Genomic DNA, 18,890 nt, shown 5'->3' on the forward strand with positions numbered 1-18,890 from the left:
TAATGGCTGGAAATTCGAGTAGGCGCGGAGCCATCCGCAAGGCCGGTACCAAGAAGGGGCAGGTCGCCGGTTCCGGTGGCCAGCGCCGCAAGGGGCTGGAAGGTCGCGGCGCCACCCCGCCCGCGGAGGCCCGCACCAAGCATCCCGCCGCCAAGCGCGCCGCCCGCGCAGCCAGGGACGCCGACAAGCAGCCCGGCCGCGGTCGTCAGACCGCCGGGCGCAAGGTGCTCGACGGCCCGGAGAACGTGCTGGGCCGCAACCCCGTCGTCGAGTGCCTGCGCGCCGGCGTCCCCGCGACCGCGCTGTACGTCGCGGTCGGGACCGAGAGCGACGATCGCCTGAAGGAATCCGTTCAGCGGGCGGCCGACGCGGGCATCTCCATCCTCGAGGTACCCCGGACCGATCTCGACAGGCTCAGTGCCAACGGCATGCACCAGGGCATCGCGTTGCAGGTGCCGCCGTACCGCTACGCGCACCCCGACGACCTGATCGCGGAAGCGCGCAAGCACCAGGAGGCGCCGCTGCTCGTGGCCCTCGACAACATCACCGATCCCCGCAACCTCGGTGCCGTCGTGCGCTCGGTGGCCGCGTTCGGCGGTCACGGTGTCGTGATCCCGGAGCGTCGCAGTGCGTCGGTCACCGCGGTCGCGTGGCGGACGAGCGCCGGTGCGGCAGCCCGCCTGCCGATCGCCCGCGCCACCAATCTCACTCGCACGCTGAAGGATTGGGCGTCCAAGGGCGTTCAGGTGGTCGGTCTCGATGCGGGTGGCGACACCACACTCGACGAGTTCGACGGCAGCGGCCCCGTGGTGGTCGTGGTCGGCTCCGAGGGCAAGGGGCTGTCGCGTCTCGTCCGCGAGAATTGCGACGCCATCCTCAGCATCCCGATGGCAGGGCCCGTCGAATCGCTCAACGCGTCCGTCGCCGCGGGTGTCGTGCTCGCCGACATCGCCCGCCGTCGCCGCGGCTAGGCTGCGGAACCGCGAACAGCACGGCGTACTCGGGGAAGCCCGCACAACCGGTAGCGGTCCGAGAGCGTCGCTGTCGACGCTGTCGGCACCTACCGTAGACCTACAGTGTTGACAGGCTGGTACCAGCGGCGTTCACTGAGATCATCAGTGGCCGCGAGGTTGGAGGCCGGTCATGGCAATCACCGATATCAAGGAGTACGCGCACCTCACCCAGCAGGACGTCGAGGCGCTCGGATTCGAACTCGACGCACTTCGCCGCGACGTCGCGGAGTCCCTCGGGGAGAAAGACGCGACGTACATCCGCCGCACCATCGCGTTCCAGCGCGTGCTCGACGGACTCGCGCGACTGGTCATCCACGGAAGCCGGACGACCACGGGCGTGGTTCTCGGTACGACGGCACTGGGTACGGCCAAGAGCATCGAGAACATGGAGATCAGCCACAACGTCTCGCACGGCCAGTGGGACTGGATGAACGATCCCGAGATCCACTCGAGCACCTGGGAGTGGGATCAGGTGGGGCCGTCGTCGCAGTGGAAGTATGCGCACAACTTCCGTCATCACAAGTACACCAACGTGCTCGGAATGGACGAGGACGTCGGGTTCGGCGTCATGCGGGTCACTCGTGATCAGGAATGGCGTCCGATCCACCTGCTGCAGCCGATTCAGAATCTCCTGCTCGCGGCGTCGTTCGAATGGGGCATCGCGCTCCACGATCTGCTTCCGCCCAGTGCCGAAGACAGGGCGAGTCGGCGTCTGCGTCCACCGGTGCGAGATCTGCTCGGCAAGATCGCGCGGCAGATGGGCAAGGACTACGTGCTGTTCCCCGTTCTCAGTGGGCGGCGGTGGCGACGAACGCTGAAGGCGAATCTCGTCGCCAACCTCCTGCGGAACGTGTGGTCGTACGTCGTGATCTTCTGCGGGCACTTCCCCGACGGAGCGGAGAAGTTCACGCTCGCGGAACTCGAGCACGAAAGCCGGGCCGAGTGGTATCTCCGCCAGATGCTCGGCACCGCGAACTTCCGGGCCGGCGCCGTCATGGCCTTCATGAGCGGCAACCTGTGCTATCAGATCGAGCACCACCTCTTCCCCGACCTTCCCAGCAATCGGTACGCCGAGATCTCGACCGCGGTGCGCGGCCTGTGCGAGAAGTACGACTTGCCGTACACCACTGGTTCGCTTGCGCGGCAGTACCTTCTGACGCTGCGCACCATTCACAAACTGGCGCTGCCCAACCGGTTCCTCCGGGCGACGTCCGACGACGCGCCGGAGACGGCCTCGGAAGTGAAGTTCCGTGGGCGGTCGGCGCTCGGCGCCGATCCCGTGACCGGACGCCTTCGTGGGCTCCGGACCGCCCTGGCCGCAAGATAGACCGTCACCGCGGAATGGTCGACGCCACCGTTCGGTGGAAGCGGACCCGGTGCCCGGGCCGCAACTGCGCGGCCACCGGCAGATCGGCCTCGGCCACCACGGCGATCACCGGATAGCCGCCGGTCACCGGATGATCGGCCAGGAACAGGATGGGCCGACCGTTGGGCGGCACCTGCAACGCCCCCGCCACCATCGCCTCGCTCGGCATCTCTTCCGTCACGGCGCGGTGTAGCGGTCCCGGACCCTCGAGCCGCGCTCCCACACGATTGGTGTCGGAGCTGACCGTCCACGTCTCGCGGAGAAGGGCTGCGACGGACGCTGGTGTGAACCAGTCGTCCCGCGGTCCGAGCCGGACACGCATCATCAGGGGATCCTCGGGAGCGACGGGTGGGGGGATGATCTCGTCCGCAGGCCAGTCGCCGGCATCTGCACCGACCAGCAGCCGATCACCCTCGGCGACGGGATCGGGGCCGATCCCCGACAGAGTGTCGGTGGACCGGCTCCCCATCACCGCGGGCACGTCGAAACCTCCGCGCACCGCCACGTAGCTGCGAAGTCCCTCCGACGCGAACGCGATCTCCAGCAGGTCGCCGGTAGCCAGGTGCAGCATCGTGTAGTCGGGCCGGGGTTCGGAGTTGACGGTGACGGGGCTGCGGGCGCCCGTAACGGCGACGGAGACGGTCCCGGCCGCACGCACCGCGAGCCCGCCCAGTGTGACCTCCAGCGTGGCTGCGCCGGAGTGGTTGCCCACCAACCTGTTTGCGCTGTCGTGTGCGTCTCGGTCGGCGGCACCCGACTCGCCGACCCCAATCGACGCGTAACCGGGGCGGCCCCGATCCTGCACGGTGGTGAAGGGTCCGGTGCGCACGACCTCGAGCCAAGCCATCGTTCGATTGTCCCGCATCCGCAGGTCTGCTGGATACGCTCTCGTCGGATCAGTCGCTCAGGAGACTGCGGTGTAGCCGTGCGCGGCAGCGACTTCGGTGGACAGCAGCTGTCCGTCGTGGGTGGACAGTCCTGCGGCGAGTCCGGGGACGGTCGCGGTGGCTTCCTTCCAGCCCTTGTCGGCGAGCGCGACGACGTAGGGGAGGGTGGCGTTGGTGAGGGCGTAGGTGGAGGTGCGGGGGACGGCGCCGGGCATGTTGGCGACGCAGTAGAAGACGGAGTCGTGGACCTGGTAGGTGGGTTCGGCGTGGGTGGTGGGTCGTGAGTCCTCGAAGCAGCCGCCCTGGTCGATGGCGATGTCGACGAGCACCGAGCCGGGCTTCATCCGCGAGACGAGGTTGTTGGAGACGAGGGTGGGGGCCTTGGCACCGGGGACGAGGACGGCGCCGATGACCAGGTCGGCGTCGAGGACGGCCTGCTCGAGTTCGAGGCTGTTGGACGTGATGGTCTTGACCTGGCCCTGGTAGAGCGCGTCGATCTCGCGGAGGCGGGCGATGGACAAGTCCAGGACGGTGACGTCGGCCTGCATGCCGTAGGCGATCGCGATCGCGTTCTTGCCGGAGACGCCGGCGCCGATGACGACGACCTTGGCGGGGCGCACACCGGGGACGCCGCCCATCAGGACGCCGCGGCCGCCGCCGTGGCGCATGAGGTGGTAGGCGCCGGCCTGTGGGGCGAGGCGTCCGGCGACCTCGCTCATCGGGGCGAGCAGCGGGAGGGAGCCGTCGGCGCCGACGACGGTCTCGTAGGCGATGGAGGTGGTCTTCGACGCGAGCAGGGCGTCGGTGCACTCCTTCGAGGCGGCCAGGTGCAGGTAGGTGAACAGCACCTGGTCCTGACGCAGGCGGGCGTATTCCTCGGCGATGGGTTCCTTGACCTTCAGGAGGAGGTCGGCGGTGTCCCATACCTGGTCGGCGGCCTGAAGGATCTGGGCGCCTGCGGCTTTGAAATCTTCGTCGGCGAAGGACGAGCCGATGCCTGCGCCGGATTCGATGACGACTTCGTGGCCGCGTTCGCTGAGTTCGTGGACACCGGCGGGGCTGATGGCCACGCGGTATTCGTGGTTCTTGATTTCGCGGGGGATGCCGATCTTCATGAGAGCTCCGTGCTGTCGAAAATTCGATTGGTAGGTGCCAATAGTGAAGAAAACGACCATTCATGCCAAGAGTTGTGAAGATAATTCTCAACATCGGGGTACTGATTCTTGACTATTCGAATGCGGGCACCCTGAGTCGGTCCTCGTCGAACGATGTTCGGAGGGTGGCTCCGCCCCGTGAGTACTTATTAACCGCCCGACGTTAAGAAGTACTCACGGGTGGCGGAGCCGCAGGATCAGCATGGCCGTGTGCAGCGACGTCCGGGACTCGGCGTCGTCGAGGTCGACACCGAGCAGTCGCTGGATCGTGGCAAGTTTCGCGTACAGCGTGGGGCGAGAGAGGTGAAGCTGTTTCGCGAGTTCCGTCTTGTTGCCACCGAGTTCGAGGAAGCTGCGCAGGACGTCGACACTGTCGCCGCCGTGCCGCGCCTGATGCTCCAGCAGGCCGCGGAGTTCGGTCTCGGCGAAGGCCTGCACCCGCGGATCGGTCCGGATGAGGGCGAGGAGACCGCGCAACCGGATGTCGGCTGCACGGTGAAAGACCTTGTCGCCCGGTGGCAACGACAGCGCGACCTCGGCGATGTGAGCGGATTCCGTCAGGCCGCCCGCGGCGTCCAGGAGCCGGGTCGACTCGGGACCGACGCCGATCGTGCACTGCAGGACGCCGTCGAGCCGGGCGAGCGCGGCACGGATCGCCGCGCAGAGTTCGGGCAGCGCGTCGGGTGTGGACGCCGGTGGATGGGACAGGAGCACGTCGATCTGTCCGGCGCGGGTGTTCGCGGTGAGTGCGGTTTGCCGCGACGTCCGGACCGCGTGGCGGACGGCGTCCAGCATGTTCACTCGGCGTCGCTGCGCGAGAACCTGGTCGGCGCTGAGGGTTTCGCTGACCTGGACGGTCATCGGCAGGTAGGTTAGTGCCGGCCGGAGGCCGAGCGCATGGGCGCGCGCGGTCGCCTCGGCCTCGTCCTGGATGCGTCCGCGGCGGAGTTCGTCGACGAGTCCGCTCTGGGCCTGCTGCTCGAGTGCGGTCCGGTCCTGCTCGACCATGCGGTTCAGTGCGAGCGCCTGCGCGGCACGTTCGAGGGTCATCCGCGCCCGACCTTCGGCGGCGACGGGTCGGGGGGCGACGAGTCGTCCCCATTCCTGCCGATGTGCGCCGACGGGCGTCGTCGTCCACGACTCCGGACCGTCGATCGCGGTCTGGTGCGACACGGGCGTCAGCCGCGACCGACGTTCCCACTCGGCGAGGAGGTCCGCCGCCGTGGTTCCCTGCGCGGCGAACGCCAGTACCTGCCGGTTGAGGTCCTCGAGGACGATCGGGGCGCCGAGCATGCCGGCTGCGGCGTCGACGATCTCACCGAGCGACGCCCGTTTCATGCTCAGGTCGGTGAAGACCTCGTGCGCGTGCCGTGCGAAGGCGACCTCGTCGTACTGCTCCGCGACGATCGAGCGGTGTACTTCCTCGGTGACCTCGACGAACCGGATCTGACGGTGCAGTGCGATGACCGGAAACGACAGTCTGTCGGCGGCGCGCGCAACCCCGTCCGGCACGGTGTCGACGTGGACGCCGAGTTCGACGACGAGTCCGGCTGCGCCCGCCGCGGCCAGTCCCTCCAGGTACGCCACGCTCGACGAGTCGTCCGCGAGCGGCTGGCCGGTGGTGAGGACGAGTTCTCCACCCTGGAGGAGGTTCGACAGATCGGGTAGATCGCTGACGTGCACCCATCGGACCGGTCTGTCGAGCGGTCCGCCGCCGATCACCTCGGGTGTTCCCGCCTGCACGACCGGGAGCGCCAGAATGTCGACGATGGTGGGCTGCATTTACGCAGTGTAAATCAGAAGTTGGATTTCCTTACAGATCGTCGGGCTCCAGCGCCTTGTTGGCGGACCAGAGTGAAGACATCGCACTTCGCGCGGAGTTTCCGCGTATCGGCTCTCTCGGTAAGGACACCCATGACACACAGCGATGGCGCAGCGCAGACCCGGACCATCTCGCACTGGTTCGACAATAAGACGTTCACCGGGACCAGCGGCAACACCGCCCCGGTCACCAACCCGGCGACCGGTGCCGTCACCGGTCAGGTCGCCCTCGCCAGCGTCGAGGACGCCCGCGCCGTCATCGACGCCGCCGCCGCCGCGTTCCCCGCCTGGCGCGACACCTCCCTCGCCAAGCGCACCCAGGTGATCTTCACATTCCGGGAACTGCTCAACTCCCGCAAGGGCGAACTCGCCGAAATCATCACCGCCGAGCACGGCAAGGTCGTCTCCGACGCCCTCGGCGAAGTCAGCCGCGGCCAGGAAGTCGTCGAATTCGCCTGCGGCATCGCCCACCTGCTCAAAGGCGGCATGACCGAAAACGCCTCCACCAACATCGACGTCTCCTCCCTCCGCCAACCCGTCGGCCCGGTCGGCATCATCTCCCCGTTCAACTTCCCCGCCATGGTCCCGATGTGGTTCTTCCCCATCGCCATCGCCGCCGGCAACACCGTCGTCCTCAAACCCAGCGAGAAGGACCCCACCGCCGCGATCTGGATGGCCGAACTCTGGGCCGAAGCCGGCCTGCCCGCCGGGGTGTTCAACGTCCTGCAGGGCGACAAGACCGCCGTCGACGAACTGCTCACCCACCCCGCCATCAAGGCCATCAGCTTCGTCGGCTCCACCCCCATCGCCCAGTACGTCTACGCCACCGGCACCGCCCACGGCAAACGCGTCCAAGCCCTCGGCGGGGCGAAGAACCACGCCATCGTCCTCCCGGACGCCGACCTCGACCTCGCCGCCGACGCCATGGTCAACGCCGGCTTCGGCTCCGCCGGGGAACGCTGCATGGCCATCAGCGCCCTGGTCGCGGTCGGCGACATCGCCGACGAACTCGTCGCCAAGATCAAAGACCGCACCGACACCCTCAAGATCGGCGACGGCACCCAAGACTCCGACATGGGACCGCTGGTGACCAAGGTGCACCGCGACAAGGTCGCCTCCTACATCGACGCCGGCGAAAACGACGGCGCCACCATCGTCGTCGACGGCCGCACCGTGCAGGCAAACGGCGGCAAGGACGGGTTCTGGCTCGGCCCGACCCTCATCGACCACGTCACCACCGACATGAGCGTCTACACCGACGAAATCTTCGGACCCGTCCTCTCCGTCATCCGCGTCGACTCCTACGACGAGGCCCTGGAACTGGTGAACTCCAGCCAGTTCGGCAACGGCACCGCCATCTTCACCAACGACGGCGGCGCCGCCCGACGGTTCCAGAACGAGGTCGAGGTCGGCATGGTCGGCATCAACGTCCCCATCCCCGTCCCCATGGCGTACTACTCCTTCGGGGGCTGGAAGAACTCCCTCTTCGGCGACACCCACGCCCACGGCACCGAAGGCGTCCACTTCTTCACCCGCGGCAAGGTCGTCACCACCCGCTGGCTCGACCCCAGCCACGGCGGCATCAACCTCGGCTTCCCCCAGAACAACTGAGCCGGAAAGGACCTACGGTCATGACGACGACAGTCTCCCAGGAACTTCTGCCCACCGGTCAGTCCCTCGACGCGGCCCGTGTCGAAGGGGAGCGCGCGTATGCCCTCGACCGGGCGCATGTGTTCCACTCGTGGTCCGCGCAGGAGCAGATCACCCCGATGACGATCCTCGCGTCCGAGGGTTCGTATGTGTGGGACGGTGCCGGGAACCGCATGCTCGACTTCTCGTCCCAGCTCGTCAACACGAACATCGGGCACCAGCACCCCAAAGTCGTTGCCGCCATCCAGGACCAGGCCGCGAAGCTGTGCACCATCGCACCGCAGTACGTGAACGACGCCCGCTCCGAGGCCGCCCGGCTGATCGCCGAGCGGACCCCGGGTGACCTGAACAAGGTGTTCTTCACCAACGGCGGCGCCGACGCCAACGAGCACGCTGTGCGGATGGCTCGGTTGCACACCGGCCGCTACAAGGTGCTGTCGCGGTACCGCTCGTACCACGGCGGCACGGACACCGCGATCAACCTCACCGGCGACCCGCGCCGGTGGCCCAACGACTACGGCAACAGCGGAGTCGTCCACTTCCACGGACCGTTCCGGTACCGGTCGCAATTCCACTCGGAGAACGAGCAGCAGGAAACCGAGCGCGCGCTCGAGCACCTCGACCAGCTGATCCGCCTCGAGGGGCCGAACTCGATCGCAGCGATCGTCCTCGAATCGGTTCCCGGGACCGCGGGAATCATGGTGCCCCCGCCCGGTTACATGGCAGGTGTCCGCGAGATCTGCGACCGCTACGGCATCGTGTTCATCGCCGACGAGGTGATGTCCGGGTTCGGCCGGACCGGAAAATGGTTCGCGATCGACCATTTCGGTGTCGTCCCCGACCTGATCACGTTCGCGAAGGGGGTCAACTCCGGGTACGTCCCGCTCGGTGGTGTCGCGATCAGCGAGAAGATCGCGGCGACGTTCGCCGACCGGCCGTACCCCGGCGGACTCACCTACTCGGGGCACCCGCTCGCCACCGCAGCCGCCGTCGCGACGATCAACGCGATGGAGGACGAGCGGATCGTCGAGAACGCGGCCCGGATCGGCAGCGAGATCCTCGGCCCCGGACTGCGTGGCCTGGCCGACCGGCACCCGTCGATCGGTGAAGTTCGCGGACTCGGCGTGTTCTGGGCGATCGAACTCGTCGCCGACCGTGCCACGAAGGAACCGCTCGCGCCCTACGGCGCCTCCAGTCCGGCGATGAACGAGGTGATCGCGGCGTGCAAGGCAGGAGGATTGCTGCCGTTCGCCAACTTCAACCGCATTCACGCTGTGCCGCCGTGCACCGTCACCGAGGCCGAGGCCCGCGAAGGACTCGCGATCCTCGACACGGTTCTCGACATCGCGGACGCACACCGCAACTCCTGACACCCCGTCTGCCGACACATCCGTGTCCTGACACTCGATCCGTCCCGCGGTCAATGGCGCCCGCGGGACGGATCTTTCTCGTTTCCACGACAACACACGGCGCCCGGATCTCAACGGAGAGAATCTATGAGCTCGACCACGTCCACGCTCGCACTGTCCCTGCCGGAAGGCTATGTCGAAGAACGGGATCGGCCGCCGGTTCCCGACGTCGCCATCCTCGACCGCTTGACTGCCGACGCATTCGACCTGCACGTCGACACCGTCGGACCGAACGAGAACCGGCAACTGCGGGTCACGCTCTACAGCGGAGGCTCGACCGTGTCGCTCGAACGGGTGCTGCGGCTTCTCGGGAGCCTCGACCTCGAGGTCGAGGGTCAGCGGACGTCGGTGTTCCGCCGCGCCGACGGACTGGTGTGCCGGCTCTACGACTTCCGGGTGTCCGCGGGACCGCTCGTCACGTCCGCGGTGGCGTCGGGATCCGTCGAACCCGAGGCGGTCCTGGAGACGTTTCGTGCGATGTGGTCGGGTCGCGCGGAGGCGGATCGGTTCAACGTGCTGGTGCTCGCTGCCGGCCTGGACTGGCGGGAGGTCGTGCTCCTGCGCGCGTACGCACGCTTCCTGCGGCAGAGTGCTCTGCCCTACGACCAGGGCCGGATCGAGGCGGTCCTGCTGTCGCGTCCTGAGTTCGCGTCCGCGCTCGTGGAGCTGTTCCACGCGCATTTCGATCCATCCCGTCCCGGTGGCGGCACGTCTCGCGACGACGACGTCGAACAGTGTGCGCGCCGGGTCGAATCGCTGCTCGCAGACGTGGAAGGCCTCGACGCCGACCGTATCCTGCGCGCCTACTCGGGCCTCGTCGCGGCGACGACCCGCACCAACTTCTATCAGGACGGAGCGCTCGGCCCCGCTCGTCCTCAGTTGTCGCTGAAGTTCCGCTCCGGCGAGATCGACGAACTTCCGCGGCCACGGCCGTTCTACGAGGTCTTCGTGTATTCACCGGACATGGAGGGCGTGCACCTGCGATACGGACCCGTCGCGCGCGGCGGGCTCCGCTGGTCCGACCGCCTCGACGACTACCGCACCGAGATCCTCGGACTCGTCAAGGCGCAGGCAGTGAAGAACGCCGTCATCGTGCCCGCAGGCGCCAAGGGCGGATTCGTCGTTCGCAACCCGTCGTCCACCGGCCAGGACTGCTACCGCCAGTTCATCTCCGGGCTGCTCGACGTCACCGACAACCGTTTGGGCACAGCCGAATCGGTACATCCTGACCGGGTCGTCTGCCGGGACGGCGACGACCCCTACCTCGTGGTGGCGGCGGACAAGGGCACTGCCACGTTCTCCGACGCCGCCAACGACGTGGCCCGGACGTACGACTTCTGGCTCGGTGACGCCTTCGCGTCCGGCGGTTCGGTCGGCTACGACCACAAGAAGATGGGCATCACCGCGAAGGGTGCGTGGGTGAGCGTCACCCGGCATCTGGCCGAACTCGGAATCGACGTCGACCGTGACAGTTTCACGGTCACGGGGATCGGCGACATGAGCGGCGACGTCTTCGGGAACGCCATGCTGGAGAGTGCCGGCATCGGGCTGGTCGCCGCGTTCGACCACCGCCACATCTTCGTCGACCCCACTCCCGGCAGGGAGCAGGCCTGGCAGGAACGCCGCCGGCTGTTCGAGCTGCCGCGGTCGTCGTGGGCCGACTACGACCGGACCCTCATCGGTGAAGGCGGCGGCGTCTGGTCGCGTGAGAGCAAATCGATTCCGGTGAGCAGCCAGATGCGGACGGCGCTCGGTCTCGCCTCGTCGGTGACGACGTTGACGCCGCCGGAGATGATCCGCGCCATCCTCGCCGCCCCGGTGGATCTCCTGTTCAACGGCGGCGTCGGGACGTACGTCAAGGCCTCGTCGGAGTCGCACACGGACGCGGGCGACAAAGCGAACGACACCGTCCGGATCGATGCACGCCGGCTGCGTGCACGCGCTGTCGCCGAGGGCGGCAACCTGGGCATGACGCCGCTCGCCCGCATCGAGTTCGCCCGGACGGGTGGGCTCGTCAACACGGATGCACTGGACAACTCGGCCGGAGTGGACTGCTCCGACCACGAGGTGAACATCAAGATCCTGCTCGACTCGCTGCCCGTCGACCGGCGGCTGGACCCGGTGCGGCGCTCGGACCTGCTCGGGGCGCTCACCGACGACGTGTCCGAACTCGTGCTCGCCAACAACCGTGCGCAGAACCGGGTACTCGGCGACGCCCGGTCGAGCGCCCACCGGATGGTGGACGTGCACGCGAGGATGGTGAACGACCTGGTCGACAAGCGCGGTCTGGACTGCGACCTGGAGGCGCTTCCGAACCCCGAGGGTTTCGCCGAACTGTCGGAGGCAGGCCTCGGGCTGAGCTCGCCGGAACTGGCGACCCTCCTCGCCCACGCCAAGCTGGATTTGAAAGCGGAACTCGAGGATACGGACGTCTTCTCCGACGGGTACTTCTCTGAGCGGCTCGGCGCGTACTTCCCCGCCGCGCTGCGCATCGTCCTCCCCGTCGACGCGCACCCCCTCCGTCAGGAGATCCTCGCCACCGAGATCGTGAACGACATCTTCGCCCGCGGCGGGCTCTCGTACGCGTACCGGCTGCGCGAGGAGACGGGGGCCGGGCCCGCGGATGTGGTGCGCGCGTTCGTCATCACGTCGGAAGTGTTCGGGCTCGCGGAACTCTGGTCCGACATCGCCGCGGCGAAGCTGCCACCGGCGACGGAGTACGAACTGGTCGTCGAGGCCCGCAGGCTGCTCGACCGGGCGTCGCGGTGGTTCCTCGCCAACCGTCGTCAGCCGCTGTCGGTGGACGCCGAGATCGACGATTTCCGGCGCCACGTCCACACGCATTCCGGCGACGTCGGCGGATGGCTCCGCGGCGCGGAGGTGCTGGCGATGGAGGACACGCGTCGCTCCTACGACGAGGCGGGCGTCGAGACGTCCATCGCCCGGCGTATCGCGGACGGCCTCTACCGCTTCAGCCTGCTCGACATCGTGGACGTCGCCCGCGAACTGGAGCACGACGTCGCCGAGGTGGCGCCGCTCTACTTCGCACTCTCCGATCACCTCGGCGTGGATCGATGGCTCATCAAGGTGTCGGCGCTTCCGCGGGGCGGGCGGTGGCACACCCTCGCCCGGGTGGCGCTGCGGGACGACCTGTACCGCTCCGTCCGCCTCCTGACCCGGGACGTACTGTCGTCGGGGGCGCCCGGCGATGCGCCGGACTCCCGGATTCTGCTGTGGGAGAGTACGAATCGAGCGAGGATCGAGCGCGCTCGCCGGACGCTGTCGGAGATCGACGCCGCGTCCACCCACGATCTCGCGTCGCTGTCGGTCGCGGCCAATGCGCTTCGCGCCTGTGAGTACTTATTAACGTCGGGCGGTTAATAAGTACTCACGGGCGCGAAGCGCACGACGACGCCGGGGCGCAGGAGGGCGGGGGGAGTGCGTTCGGCATCCCAGATCGGTTCGTCGGTGGTGCCGATGAGTTGCCAGCCGCCGGGCGAGCTGCGGGGATAGATTCCCGTGAACTCCCCGCCCAGAGCCACGGTCCCGGCGGGGACGGAGGTCCGAGGCGTCGAGCGGCGCGGCACGTGCAGCTCGGGTGCGCCGCCGGTGAGGTAACCGAAACCCGGGGCGAAGCCGCAGAACGCCACCGTCCACGGTGTTCCGGTGTGTGCGGCGACGACGCCGTCGACACCGAGACCGGTCAGCTCGGCCACGTCCTCGAGGTCGGGACCGTCGTAGCGCACCCCTATCCGGATCTCGTCCGGGGAATCCTCGGCGACCGTCTCCTCCGGTTCCGTGGTCCGCACCCACTTGGCGACGCGGTCGCGGCTGGTCGCGCCGTGGTCGAACCGCACCAGGATGGTGCGCGCCGCCGGGATCACCTCCACGACCCCGGGTGGCCGGGAGTCGTCCAGCGCACGAAAATGCGCGAGCACGGTGCCGAGGTCCTCGAATTCGGCGAGGACCGCGCTTTCTCCGACGTCGAGGATGCGCATCACACGAACGGCTCCACCGTGATGCCCTCGGTGTCGAGCAACGACCGGATGGCGGTGGCCATCTCGACGGCTGCGGGCGTATCGCCGTGGACGCAGACGGATTCGGCGGTGACCGTGAGGGCCGTGCCGTCGACCGCTTCGAGGGTGTGATCGGCGACGAGCCTGCGGACCCGTTCGGCCACCACCGCGGGATCGTGCAGGACGGCCCCGTCCGTCGTGCGCGGCACCAGCGTTCCCTCGGGCGTGTACGCGCGGTCCGCGAACGCCTCGGTGACCGTCCGCAGGCCGGCCTTCTCGGCCTCCTCGAGGAACACGGAACCGGGCAGACCGAGGACGGGCAGCGTCTCGTCGTACGCGCTGACCGCCGCGACCACCGCGCGGGCCTGCTCGCGGTGGTGGACGATCGCGTTGTACAGCGCGCCGTGCGGTTTCACGTACGCCACCGCGGAGCCGGAAACCTGGGCGAGACCGTCGAGGGCGCCGATCTGATAAACGACGTCGGCCGTCAGGTCACGCGGCGCGACGTCGATGAACCGGCGCCCGAACCCGGCGAGGTCGTGGTAGCCGACCTGCGCGCCGATCCGGACCGTCAGCTCGGACGCCGCCGAACAGGTGGCCGACAGGGTAGTGGGATCGCCCGCATGAAAACCGCAGGCCACATTGGCGCTGGTCACGAGCTTCAGCATCGCCAGGTCGTCGCCGAGGGTCCAGGCACCGTAGCTCTCGCCGAGGTCGCTGTTCAGATCGATTGCCGGCACATATTCGATACTAGGGTTCCGAGTGCCGTCTTGTAGATTCTCTCGCGGGGGCGGGCGGAACCGGTGAGGGTCCTGCTGCGTCAGAACAATTGACCGTGCGTGGTGGACTGCGCCATCGGAGGGGGAAACGTGACCGACCCGGCATACATCAAGGATCCCGAGAACTTTCACTCGGACCAGTGGGATCATGCGAAGATCGCGAGCGCCGTCGCCGGCATGAATGTCGAGAACGTCAGCGGCATCGCACGAGCCTGGGCCGAACTGGGGACGACGGCCCACGACGCGATCGTCGAGTTCAGCGACGCGATCAAGAAGACGATCAGCGGGAGCTGGCACGGTGCTGCCGCGTCGGCGGCCTACGGCGAGACCGAACGGTACTCGACCTCCGCGCCGCAGGCGCAGCAGCAACTTCACGGAGTGGCGGACGCGCTGACGCCGCTGGCGGAGACGGTCGCGTCGCTTCGGTCGCAGATTCCCGAAACCATCGGCACCGGACTGTGGGACAAGTTGACGCCCTGGGACACGGACACCGAAGACGAGTACTACCGGCGCGAGGGCGAAGCGCGCGAGAAGATGGCCACGATCTACAACCCCGGACTCGCGACGTCGGACGGCAACGTCCCGTCGTTCACGAAACCGGAGAGCATCGTCGACGTTCCCTCGGGTCCGGCCGGGCCCGGTGGCGACTACCCGAGCGGCGCCCCGAGTTCGAGCGACCGGCTCGGCGGACCGAGCGCCGGGCAGCCCTCTCTTGGCGACGCGCCCGTGAGCGACCCGTCCGCCGAGCCCGGAGTGGACGGCGCGCCCGCTGCGGACGGCACGCAGCAGAATGCGGCCACCGCGCCGTCGGCTGCCACCACACCGGCGACGACGGCCCCGGCCTCGGCGACGGGGGATCACGTGCAGAGCCGGACGGGCATGCCTTCCACCGCCGATTCGTCCTCGGGTGCCGGCTCGCGATCCGCAGGTGTGGGTGGGGCTTCCGGTGGCGGCGGACTGGGAGTCGGCGGACTCGGCGGTGGCGTCGGTGCCGGGAATCAGCCGGGGACCGTGGCCCGGCCCGGCACCGCACCCGGGGTTCCGGGGGCCAACGCCGGAGGTCGCGCGGGTGCCGGGATGCGGGGCACCGGCCCGATGGGCGGGGGAATGATGGGCGGCGGAGGAGCTGCCAAGGGCGGCGGCGAGGACAAGGAACACAAGACGCCCGACTACCTGATCACCCTCGACAACGGCAACGAATTGATCGGCAAACTGCCCCTCGTCTCGCCGCCGGTGATCGGCGCATGAACATGCGCAACTGGCGGCTGCGTCCCGAACTGTTCGACGCCCTGTGGGCCGGCGCAGGGCAGGACCGCATCCCGTACCCGTTCCGGATCGTGAGCGCGCACCCCGGGCTCAATGCCTATGTCGCCGAGCAGAACCGGATACGCGAAGCGTTCGCGGGAGCCGAGCACGACGATGTGAGGTCGGCGTTGGGTGTGCTCGCCGAGCCCGACGTGTATGTCGAGGTCTCCGGTTCGGCCGCCGACGAGACCCCGATCCGCATCATCGGTGCGCAGCACCGGCAGTGGGTGGTGATCGCGTCGCAACTCCCCGGCCGGGCACCGCAGATCGGTGGCGACGTGGTGATCGGCGCCGGTGCGGCCGGGCGGCTGGGCGCCCAACTGATCGGGCTGATCCCGCAGAACGCCGCCGGCCGCCGCCGATTCCAGCGGCGCGACGAACAGGACACCCACTTCTCTCAGGGAATCCTGCAGGAGGTCAATCGGGCGGCCCCCGCCCCGCGACTCGAACCCGCCGTACAGAAGGGATACGCGGGACGCGGGAAGATCCGCGTCTTCCGCGGCCCCCGCTACGGCACCGGCAGGGACGTCGGCGTCATGCACTGGATCGACATCGCCGGCGACGGACGCTACGCGATCGGACCGCACGACCCATCCGCTGCGCACCCGGCAGGCCCCGAACAGCTCGTATCGTCGCTCGACACCCTGATCAGGGTCGGCACCACTCCTCGAGCGGGGTCGGTCGGTGCCCGCGGTTGGTAGATTGCCACGCGCCGGCGATTGCACAGGTGGGGACACAGCACGACACACGGAGGGGACACCGACATGGCGGGGCCAGAAGCACCGGAAGCCGGATGGAAGGCTTTCACCGAGAACGTCACCGGGGGAGGCAGGCTCGAACTCGACCCCGCAGGCATAGAGCAGTGCATCAAGCTGTGCCAGGAGCATGCGGAGGATATGCGCCTTCTCGCGGACCGGGCGCGCGATGACCTACGAGCAACTGAACTCGGGATCGGTGAGAAAGACATCGACTCGGCGAAGGAGCTTGCGCGGAAATTCGACGAAAAGGCAGTCGGAGGCGGCGATGCCATCGCCGTATCGAACACGGCCGTTGGGCTGTTTCTGGCCCACCAGGCTTATGCGAAGGACATGGGATCGATGTTCGAAGCGGTACTGCGGCGCTACCGCGAGCAGGATGCCGCGTTTGCAGCTGAGCTGGGTTCGGCGGGCGCGGACGTATGAATCGCCGTGCCGCTTTACTCCTACTTGGCGTCTCCTCGATCCTCGTGACTGCGGGCTGCGCACCGTCGACGCAGGGTGATCCGGGCGCGGAGGTGGCTCCCGACATCACGTTTCATCCCTGCGACGCAATTCCCGCGGAGGCTATTCACAGTTTGGGGCTCGACGTCCGTCCGCCAGACCGTCGCGATCACGACAACCCGAAGTCTCTGGGGTGCGGCTATCTATCGAATGCACCCGAATATGGGCTGACGATCGCGTCGCGCCCTGACACACTCGACAAGGTCAAGAGCGACGACCGCTTCGACGTCCTGAGTGAGACCGAGATCGGCGGGCGGCGTGCTCTGGTGTCGGATTTCCGCGGCGGTAGTGCGTGCACGGTGTCGGTGGCGATCGAGCCGGGGATTCTGGAGTTCATGATCGGGTACAGCGAGTTGGAGGATTTCACGACCGTCGACGCGGCGTGCGATCAGGCGACGAAGGTGGCTACGGCGTTGGCGCCGTATTTCCCCGACCACCTGTAGGGCGGCTCAGTGCGTGTGTGCGTGGGTGGGGGTGATGCGTCCCGCGTTCTTGCGTCGTGAGGATCCGCTGAGCCGGCACACGAGGTAGATGACGAACGAGATCGTGGTGACGAAGCTCGATACGGGCACTCCGGGTGCGAGGGACAGCAGGATGCCGCCGACGGCGGCGAGTTCGGCGAACACGATCGACAGGATCGTCGCCTTGAGTGGGCTGGCGGTGACGTAGGCGGCGGCCGCGGCGGGGGTGATGAGCAGTGCCATCACCAGCAGTGCCCCGACGATCTGGACGCCGAGGGCGGCTGTGATGCCGACGAGGACGGCGAACACGATCGACAGCGCACGCACCGGGACGCCGCGGGCTTCGGCGACGTCGGGGTCGGTGCTCGCGAAGAGGAGGGGGCGGTAGATGAGGCCGAGGACCCCGATGACCAGGACGGCGCAGAGCAGCAGCAGCTGGAGGCCGCTGTCTCCGGGCGCCACGATCTGGCCGATCAGCAGCGAGAAACTGGTGCCGGTGCGCCCTTGGTACGACCAGATGAACAGCACCGACAGACCGAGCCCGAACGCCATGATCACGCCGATCACGGAGTCACGGTCGCGGGCCTTCGCGCCGAGCAGCCCGAACAGGACCGCCGCGACCACCGACCCGGCGATGGCGCCGGCCCCGACGCTGACTCCGATGAGCAGGGCCGCCGACGCACCGGTCAGCGACAGCTCGCTCGTGCCGTGCACGGCGAACGACATCTGCCTGCTCACGATCAGCGGGCCGATGGCTCCTGCCAACAGGCCGAGGATGGCACCTGCGATCAGCGCTTGCTGGACGAAGTCGTACTGCAGGAGGTCGACGGTGGCCGAGACGTCGAACATGTGCGACATCGCGTCGGTGAACTTGTTGCTCATGCGTGTCCCTCGTCCGTGTGGTGCACACCCTCACCGGGGCGGAGGCCGCCCGCGCTGCCGAGCGCGTCGATGGCGTCGCCGGTGCCGATGACGACGAGGCGGCCGCGTACGTGCAGCACCTCGACGTCGGTGCGGTACAGCTCGGACAGCACCTCCGACGTCATGACCTCTTCGGGTTTGCCGATGCGGAACTGTCCGTCGACGAGGTAGAGCACGCGGTCGACGAGGGGGAGGATCGGGTTGATTTCGTGGGTGACGAACAGCACCGCGGTGTCGTGGGTGCGGCGCCGCCGGTCGATGAGTCCCGACACGAGATTCTGGTTGGCCAGGTCGAGGCTGAGCAGCGGTTCGTCGCACAGCAGGATCTGGGGGTTGCCGACGAGGGCCTGCGCGATCCGCAGTCGTTGCTGCTCACCGCCGGACATGGAACCGATCGGGGCGTCCGCGTAGTTCTCGGCGCCGACTTCGGCGATGGCCGCGTCGACGATCGCCCGGCGCCGGCCTCGCCGGAGGATGCCGGTTCCCCACTGGTGGCCGTCGACGCCGAGGCCGACGAGGTCGCGGCCCCGCAGCGGCAGCCCGTCGTCGAGCGACTTCTGCTGGGGGATGTACCCGACGTGCGAATTGCCCTTCCGCGCCGGGGATCCGGCGATGCGCGCGGTACCGGAGCTGAGGGCGAGCTGGCCGAGCAGCACCTTCAGCAGCGATGTCTTGCCCGACCCGTTGGGTCCGAGGACGGCGACGAATTCGCCGGGTTCCACGGTGAGGTCGAGGTCCTGCCAGAGTGTGCGTTCGCCGAAGGACAGTCGCGCCCCCGTCAATTCCAGTGCGGGGACGCGACCGTTGCCGGCGTTCTTCGAAGTGGGTTCTGTCACAAGCCGATCAGTT

General features: G+C 68.1%; 16 protein-coding genes. 9 read left to right on the plus strand and 7 right to left on the minus strand.

Annotation, left to right across the window (positions count from 1 at the left end):
* Positions 1-2 precede the first annotated feature (2 nt).
* Together rlmB and QM693_RS31790 are read left to right on the plus strand one after the other, a co-directional pair.
* The gene (gene rlmB / locus QM693_RS31785; RefSeq protein ID WP_283334941.1) at positions 3-971 is read left to right on the plus strand and encodes a 23S rRNA (guanosine(2251)-2'-O)-methyltransferase RlmB; all 969 of its coding nucleotides are present in this window, start codon (positions 3-5) and stop codon (positions 969-971) included.
* 172 nt (positions 972-1,143) lie between these two features.
* Entirely contained in the window at positions 1,144-2,340 is a 1,197-nt protein-coding gene (locus tag QM693_RS31790) for a fatty acid desaturase family protein (RefSeq protein ID WP_283354314.1), read from the plus strand.
* 4 nt (positions 2,341-2,344) lie between these two features.
* Here the strand turns inward: QM693_RS31790 and QM693_RS31795 are convergent, their stop codons facing one another.
* From QM693_RS31795 to QM693_RS31805, 3 genes are all read right to left on the minus strand, one after another.
* A complete protein-coding gene (locus QM693_RS31795) occupies positions 2,345-3,226 on the minus strand; it encodes a 5-oxoprolinase subunit C family protein (RefSeq protein WP_283354315.1) in 882 nt (293 codons plus the stop codon).
* A gap of 57 nt (positions 3,227-3,283) precedes the next feature.
* Positions 3,284-4,381 (minus strand): alanine dehydrogenase, encoded by a 1,098-nt coding sequence (ald, locus tag QM693_RS31800; protein ID WP_283354316.1) that lies wholly within the window; start codon positions 4,379-4,381, stop codon positions 3,284-3,286.
* Between the two features lie 213 nt (positions 4,382-4,594).
* On the minus strand, positions 4,595-6,202 hold the full coding sequence (locus QM693_RS31805) for a PucR family transcriptional regulator (RefSeq protein WP_283354317.1): 1,608 nt from the start codon (positions 6,200-6,202) through the stop codon (positions 4,595-4,597).
* Positions 6,203-6,334: 132 nt separating this feature from the next.
* Between QM693_RS31805 and QM693_RS31810 the strand changes: the two genes are divergently transcribed.
* From QM693_RS31810 to QM693_RS31820, 3 genes are all read left to right on the plus strand, one after another.
* Complete coding sequence (locus QM693_RS31810) at positions 6,335-7,852, plus strand: CoA-acylating methylmalonate-semialdehyde dehydrogenase (RefSeq protein ID WP_283354318.1); 1,518 nt, start codon at positions 6,335-6,337, stop codon at positions 7,850-7,852.
* Positions 7,853-7,872: 20 nt separating this feature from the next.
* Entirely contained in the window at positions 7,873-9,261 is a 1,389-nt protein-coding gene (locus tag QM693_RS31815) for an aspartate aminotransferase family protein (RefSeq protein ID WP_283354319.1), read from the plus strand.
* A 126-nt stretch (positions 9,262-9,387) separates the two neighbouring features.
* The gene (locus QM693_RS31820) at positions 9,388-12,681 is read left to right on the plus strand and encodes an NAD-glutamate dehydrogenase domain-containing protein (protein WP_283354320.1); all 3,294 of its coding nucleotides are present in this window, start codon (positions 9,388-9,390) and stop codon (positions 12,679-12,681) included.
* Here the strand turns inward: QM693_RS31820 and pxpB are convergent.
* On the minus strand, positions 12,678-13,298 hold the full coding sequence (gene pxpB / locus QM693_RS31825) for a 5-oxoprolinase subunit PxpB (protein ID WP_283354321.1): 621 nt from the start codon (positions 13,296-13,298) through the stop codon (positions 12,678-12,680). The two genes, QM693_RS31820 and pxpB, sit on opposite strands and share 4 nt — an antisense overlap.
* Positions 13,298-14,056 (minus strand): LamB/YcsF family protein, encoded by a 759-nt coding sequence (locus QM693_RS31830; RefSeq protein ID WP_283354322.1) that lies wholly within the window; start codon positions 14,054-14,056, stop codon positions 13,298-13,300. Before QM693_RS31830 ends, pxpB begins: the two co-directional genes overlap by 1 nt.
* Before the next feature lie 129 nt (positions 14,057-14,185).
* Here QM693_RS31830 and QM693_RS31835 point away from each other — a divergent pair, with 129 nt between their 5' ends.
* The 4 genes from QM693_RS31835 to QM693_RS31850 all read left to right on the plus strand — a co-directional run bounded on the left by QM693_RS31835 (position 14,186) and on the right by QM693_RS31850 (position 17,102).
* Positions 14,186-15,343, plus strand: coding sequence for a hypothetical protein (locus tag QM693_RS31835; RefSeq protein WP_283354323.1), 1,158 nt, complete (start codon positions 14,186-14,188; stop codon positions 15,341-15,343).
* A complete protein-coding gene (locus tag QM693_RS31840) occupies positions 15,340-16,101 on the plus strand; it encodes an ESX secretion-associated protein EspG (RefSeq protein WP_283354324.1) in 762 nt (253 codons plus the stop codon). Before QM693_RS31835 ends, QM693_RS31840 begins: the two co-directional genes overlap by 4 nt.
* Positions 16,102-16,164: 63 nt before the next feature.
* Entirely contained in the window at positions 16,165-16,581 is a 417-nt protein-coding gene (locus QM693_RS31845) for a hypothetical protein (protein WP_280779076.1), read from the plus strand.
* A complete protein-coding gene (locus QM693_RS31850; protein WP_283354325.1) occupies positions 16,578-17,102 on the plus strand; it encodes a DUF3558 domain-containing protein in 525 nt (174 codons plus the stop codon). Before QM693_RS31845 ends, QM693_RS31850 begins: the two co-directional genes overlap by 4 nt.
* Positions 17,103-17,108: 6 nt before the next feature.
* Here QM693_RS31850 and QM693_RS31855 read toward each other — a convergent pair whose 3' ends face one another.
* The gene (locus QM693_RS31855; RefSeq protein ID WP_005566094.1) at positions 17,109-18,002 is read right to left on the minus strand and encodes a metal ABC transporter permease; all 894 of its coding nucleotides are present in this window, start codon (positions 18,000-18,002) and stop codon (positions 17,109-17,111) included.
* Positions 17,999-18,877, minus strand: coding sequence for a metal ABC transporter ATP-binding protein (locus QM693_RS31860; protein WP_283354326.1), 879 nt, complete (start codon positions 18,875-18,877; stop codon positions 17,999-18,001). Before QM693_RS31860 ends, QM693_RS31855 begins: the two co-directional genes overlap by 4 nt.
* Between the last annotated feature and the right edge of the window lie 13 nt (positions 18,878-18,890).

This window comes from Rhodococcus sp. IEGM 1305, assembly GCF_030058635.1.
GTDB classification, from domain to species: Bacteria; Actinomycetota; Actinomycetes; order Mycobacteriales; family Mycobacteriaceae; genus Rhodococcus_F; species Rhodococcus_F opacus_D.

What these genes read in the sequence shown, in the direction of transcription:
- QM693_RS31815 (WP_283354319.1), top strand. Translation starts at nt 7,873, where the DNA reads ATGACGACGACAGTCTCCCAGGAACTTCTGCCCACCGGTCAGTCCCTC.
- QM693_RS31820 (WP_283354320.1), top strand. Translation starts at nt 9,388, where the DNA reads ATGAGCTCGACCACGTCCACGCTCGCACTGTCCCTGCCGGAAGGCTAT.
- QM693_RS31845 (WP_280779076.1), top strand. Translation starts at nt 16,165, where the DNA reads ATGGCGGGGCCAGAAGCACCGGAAGCCGGATGGAAGGCTTTCACCGAG.
- QM693_RS31805 (WP_283354317.1), bottom strand. Translation starts at nt 6,202, where the DNA reads ATGCAGCCCACCATCGTCGACATTCTGGCGCTCCCGGTCGTGCAGGCG.
- rlmB (WP_283334941.1), top strand. Translation starts at nt 3, where the DNA reads ATGGCTGGAAATTCGAGTAGGCGCGGAGCCATCCGCAAGGCCGGTACC.
- QM693_RS31790 (WP_283354314.1), top strand. Translation starts at nt 1,144, where the DNA reads ATGGCAATCACCGATATCAAGGAGTACGCGCACCTCACCCAGCAGGAC.
- QM693_RS31840 (WP_283354324.1), top strand. Translation starts at nt 15,340, where the DNA reads ATGAACATGCGCAACTGGCGGCTGCGTCCCGAACTGTTCGACGCCCTG.
- pxpB (WP_283354321.1), bottom strand. Translation starts at nt 13,298, where the DNA reads ATGCGCATCCTCGACGTCGGAGAAAGCGCGGTCCTCGCCGAATTCGAG.
- QM693_RS31850 (WP_283354325.1), top strand. Translation starts at nt 16,578, where the DNA reads ATGAATCGCCGTGCCGCTTTACTCCTACTTGGCGTCTCCTCGATCCTC.
- QM693_RS31795 (WP_283354315.1), bottom strand. Translation starts at nt 3,226, where the DNA reads ATGGCTTGGCTCGAGGTCGTGCGCACCGGACCCTTCACCACCGTGCAG.
- QM693_RS31810 (WP_283354318.1), top strand. Translation starts at nt 6,335, where the DNA reads ATGACACACAGCGATGGCGCAGCGCAGACCCGGACCATCTCGCACTGG.
- QM693_RS31855 (WP_005566094.1), bottom strand. Translation starts at nt 18,002, where the DNA reads ATGAGCAACAAGTTCACCGACGCGATGTCGCACATGTTCGACGTCTCG.
- ald (WP_283354316.1), bottom strand. Translation starts at nt 4,381, where the DNA reads ATGAAGATCGGCATCCCCCGCGAAATCAAGAACCACGAATACCGCGTG.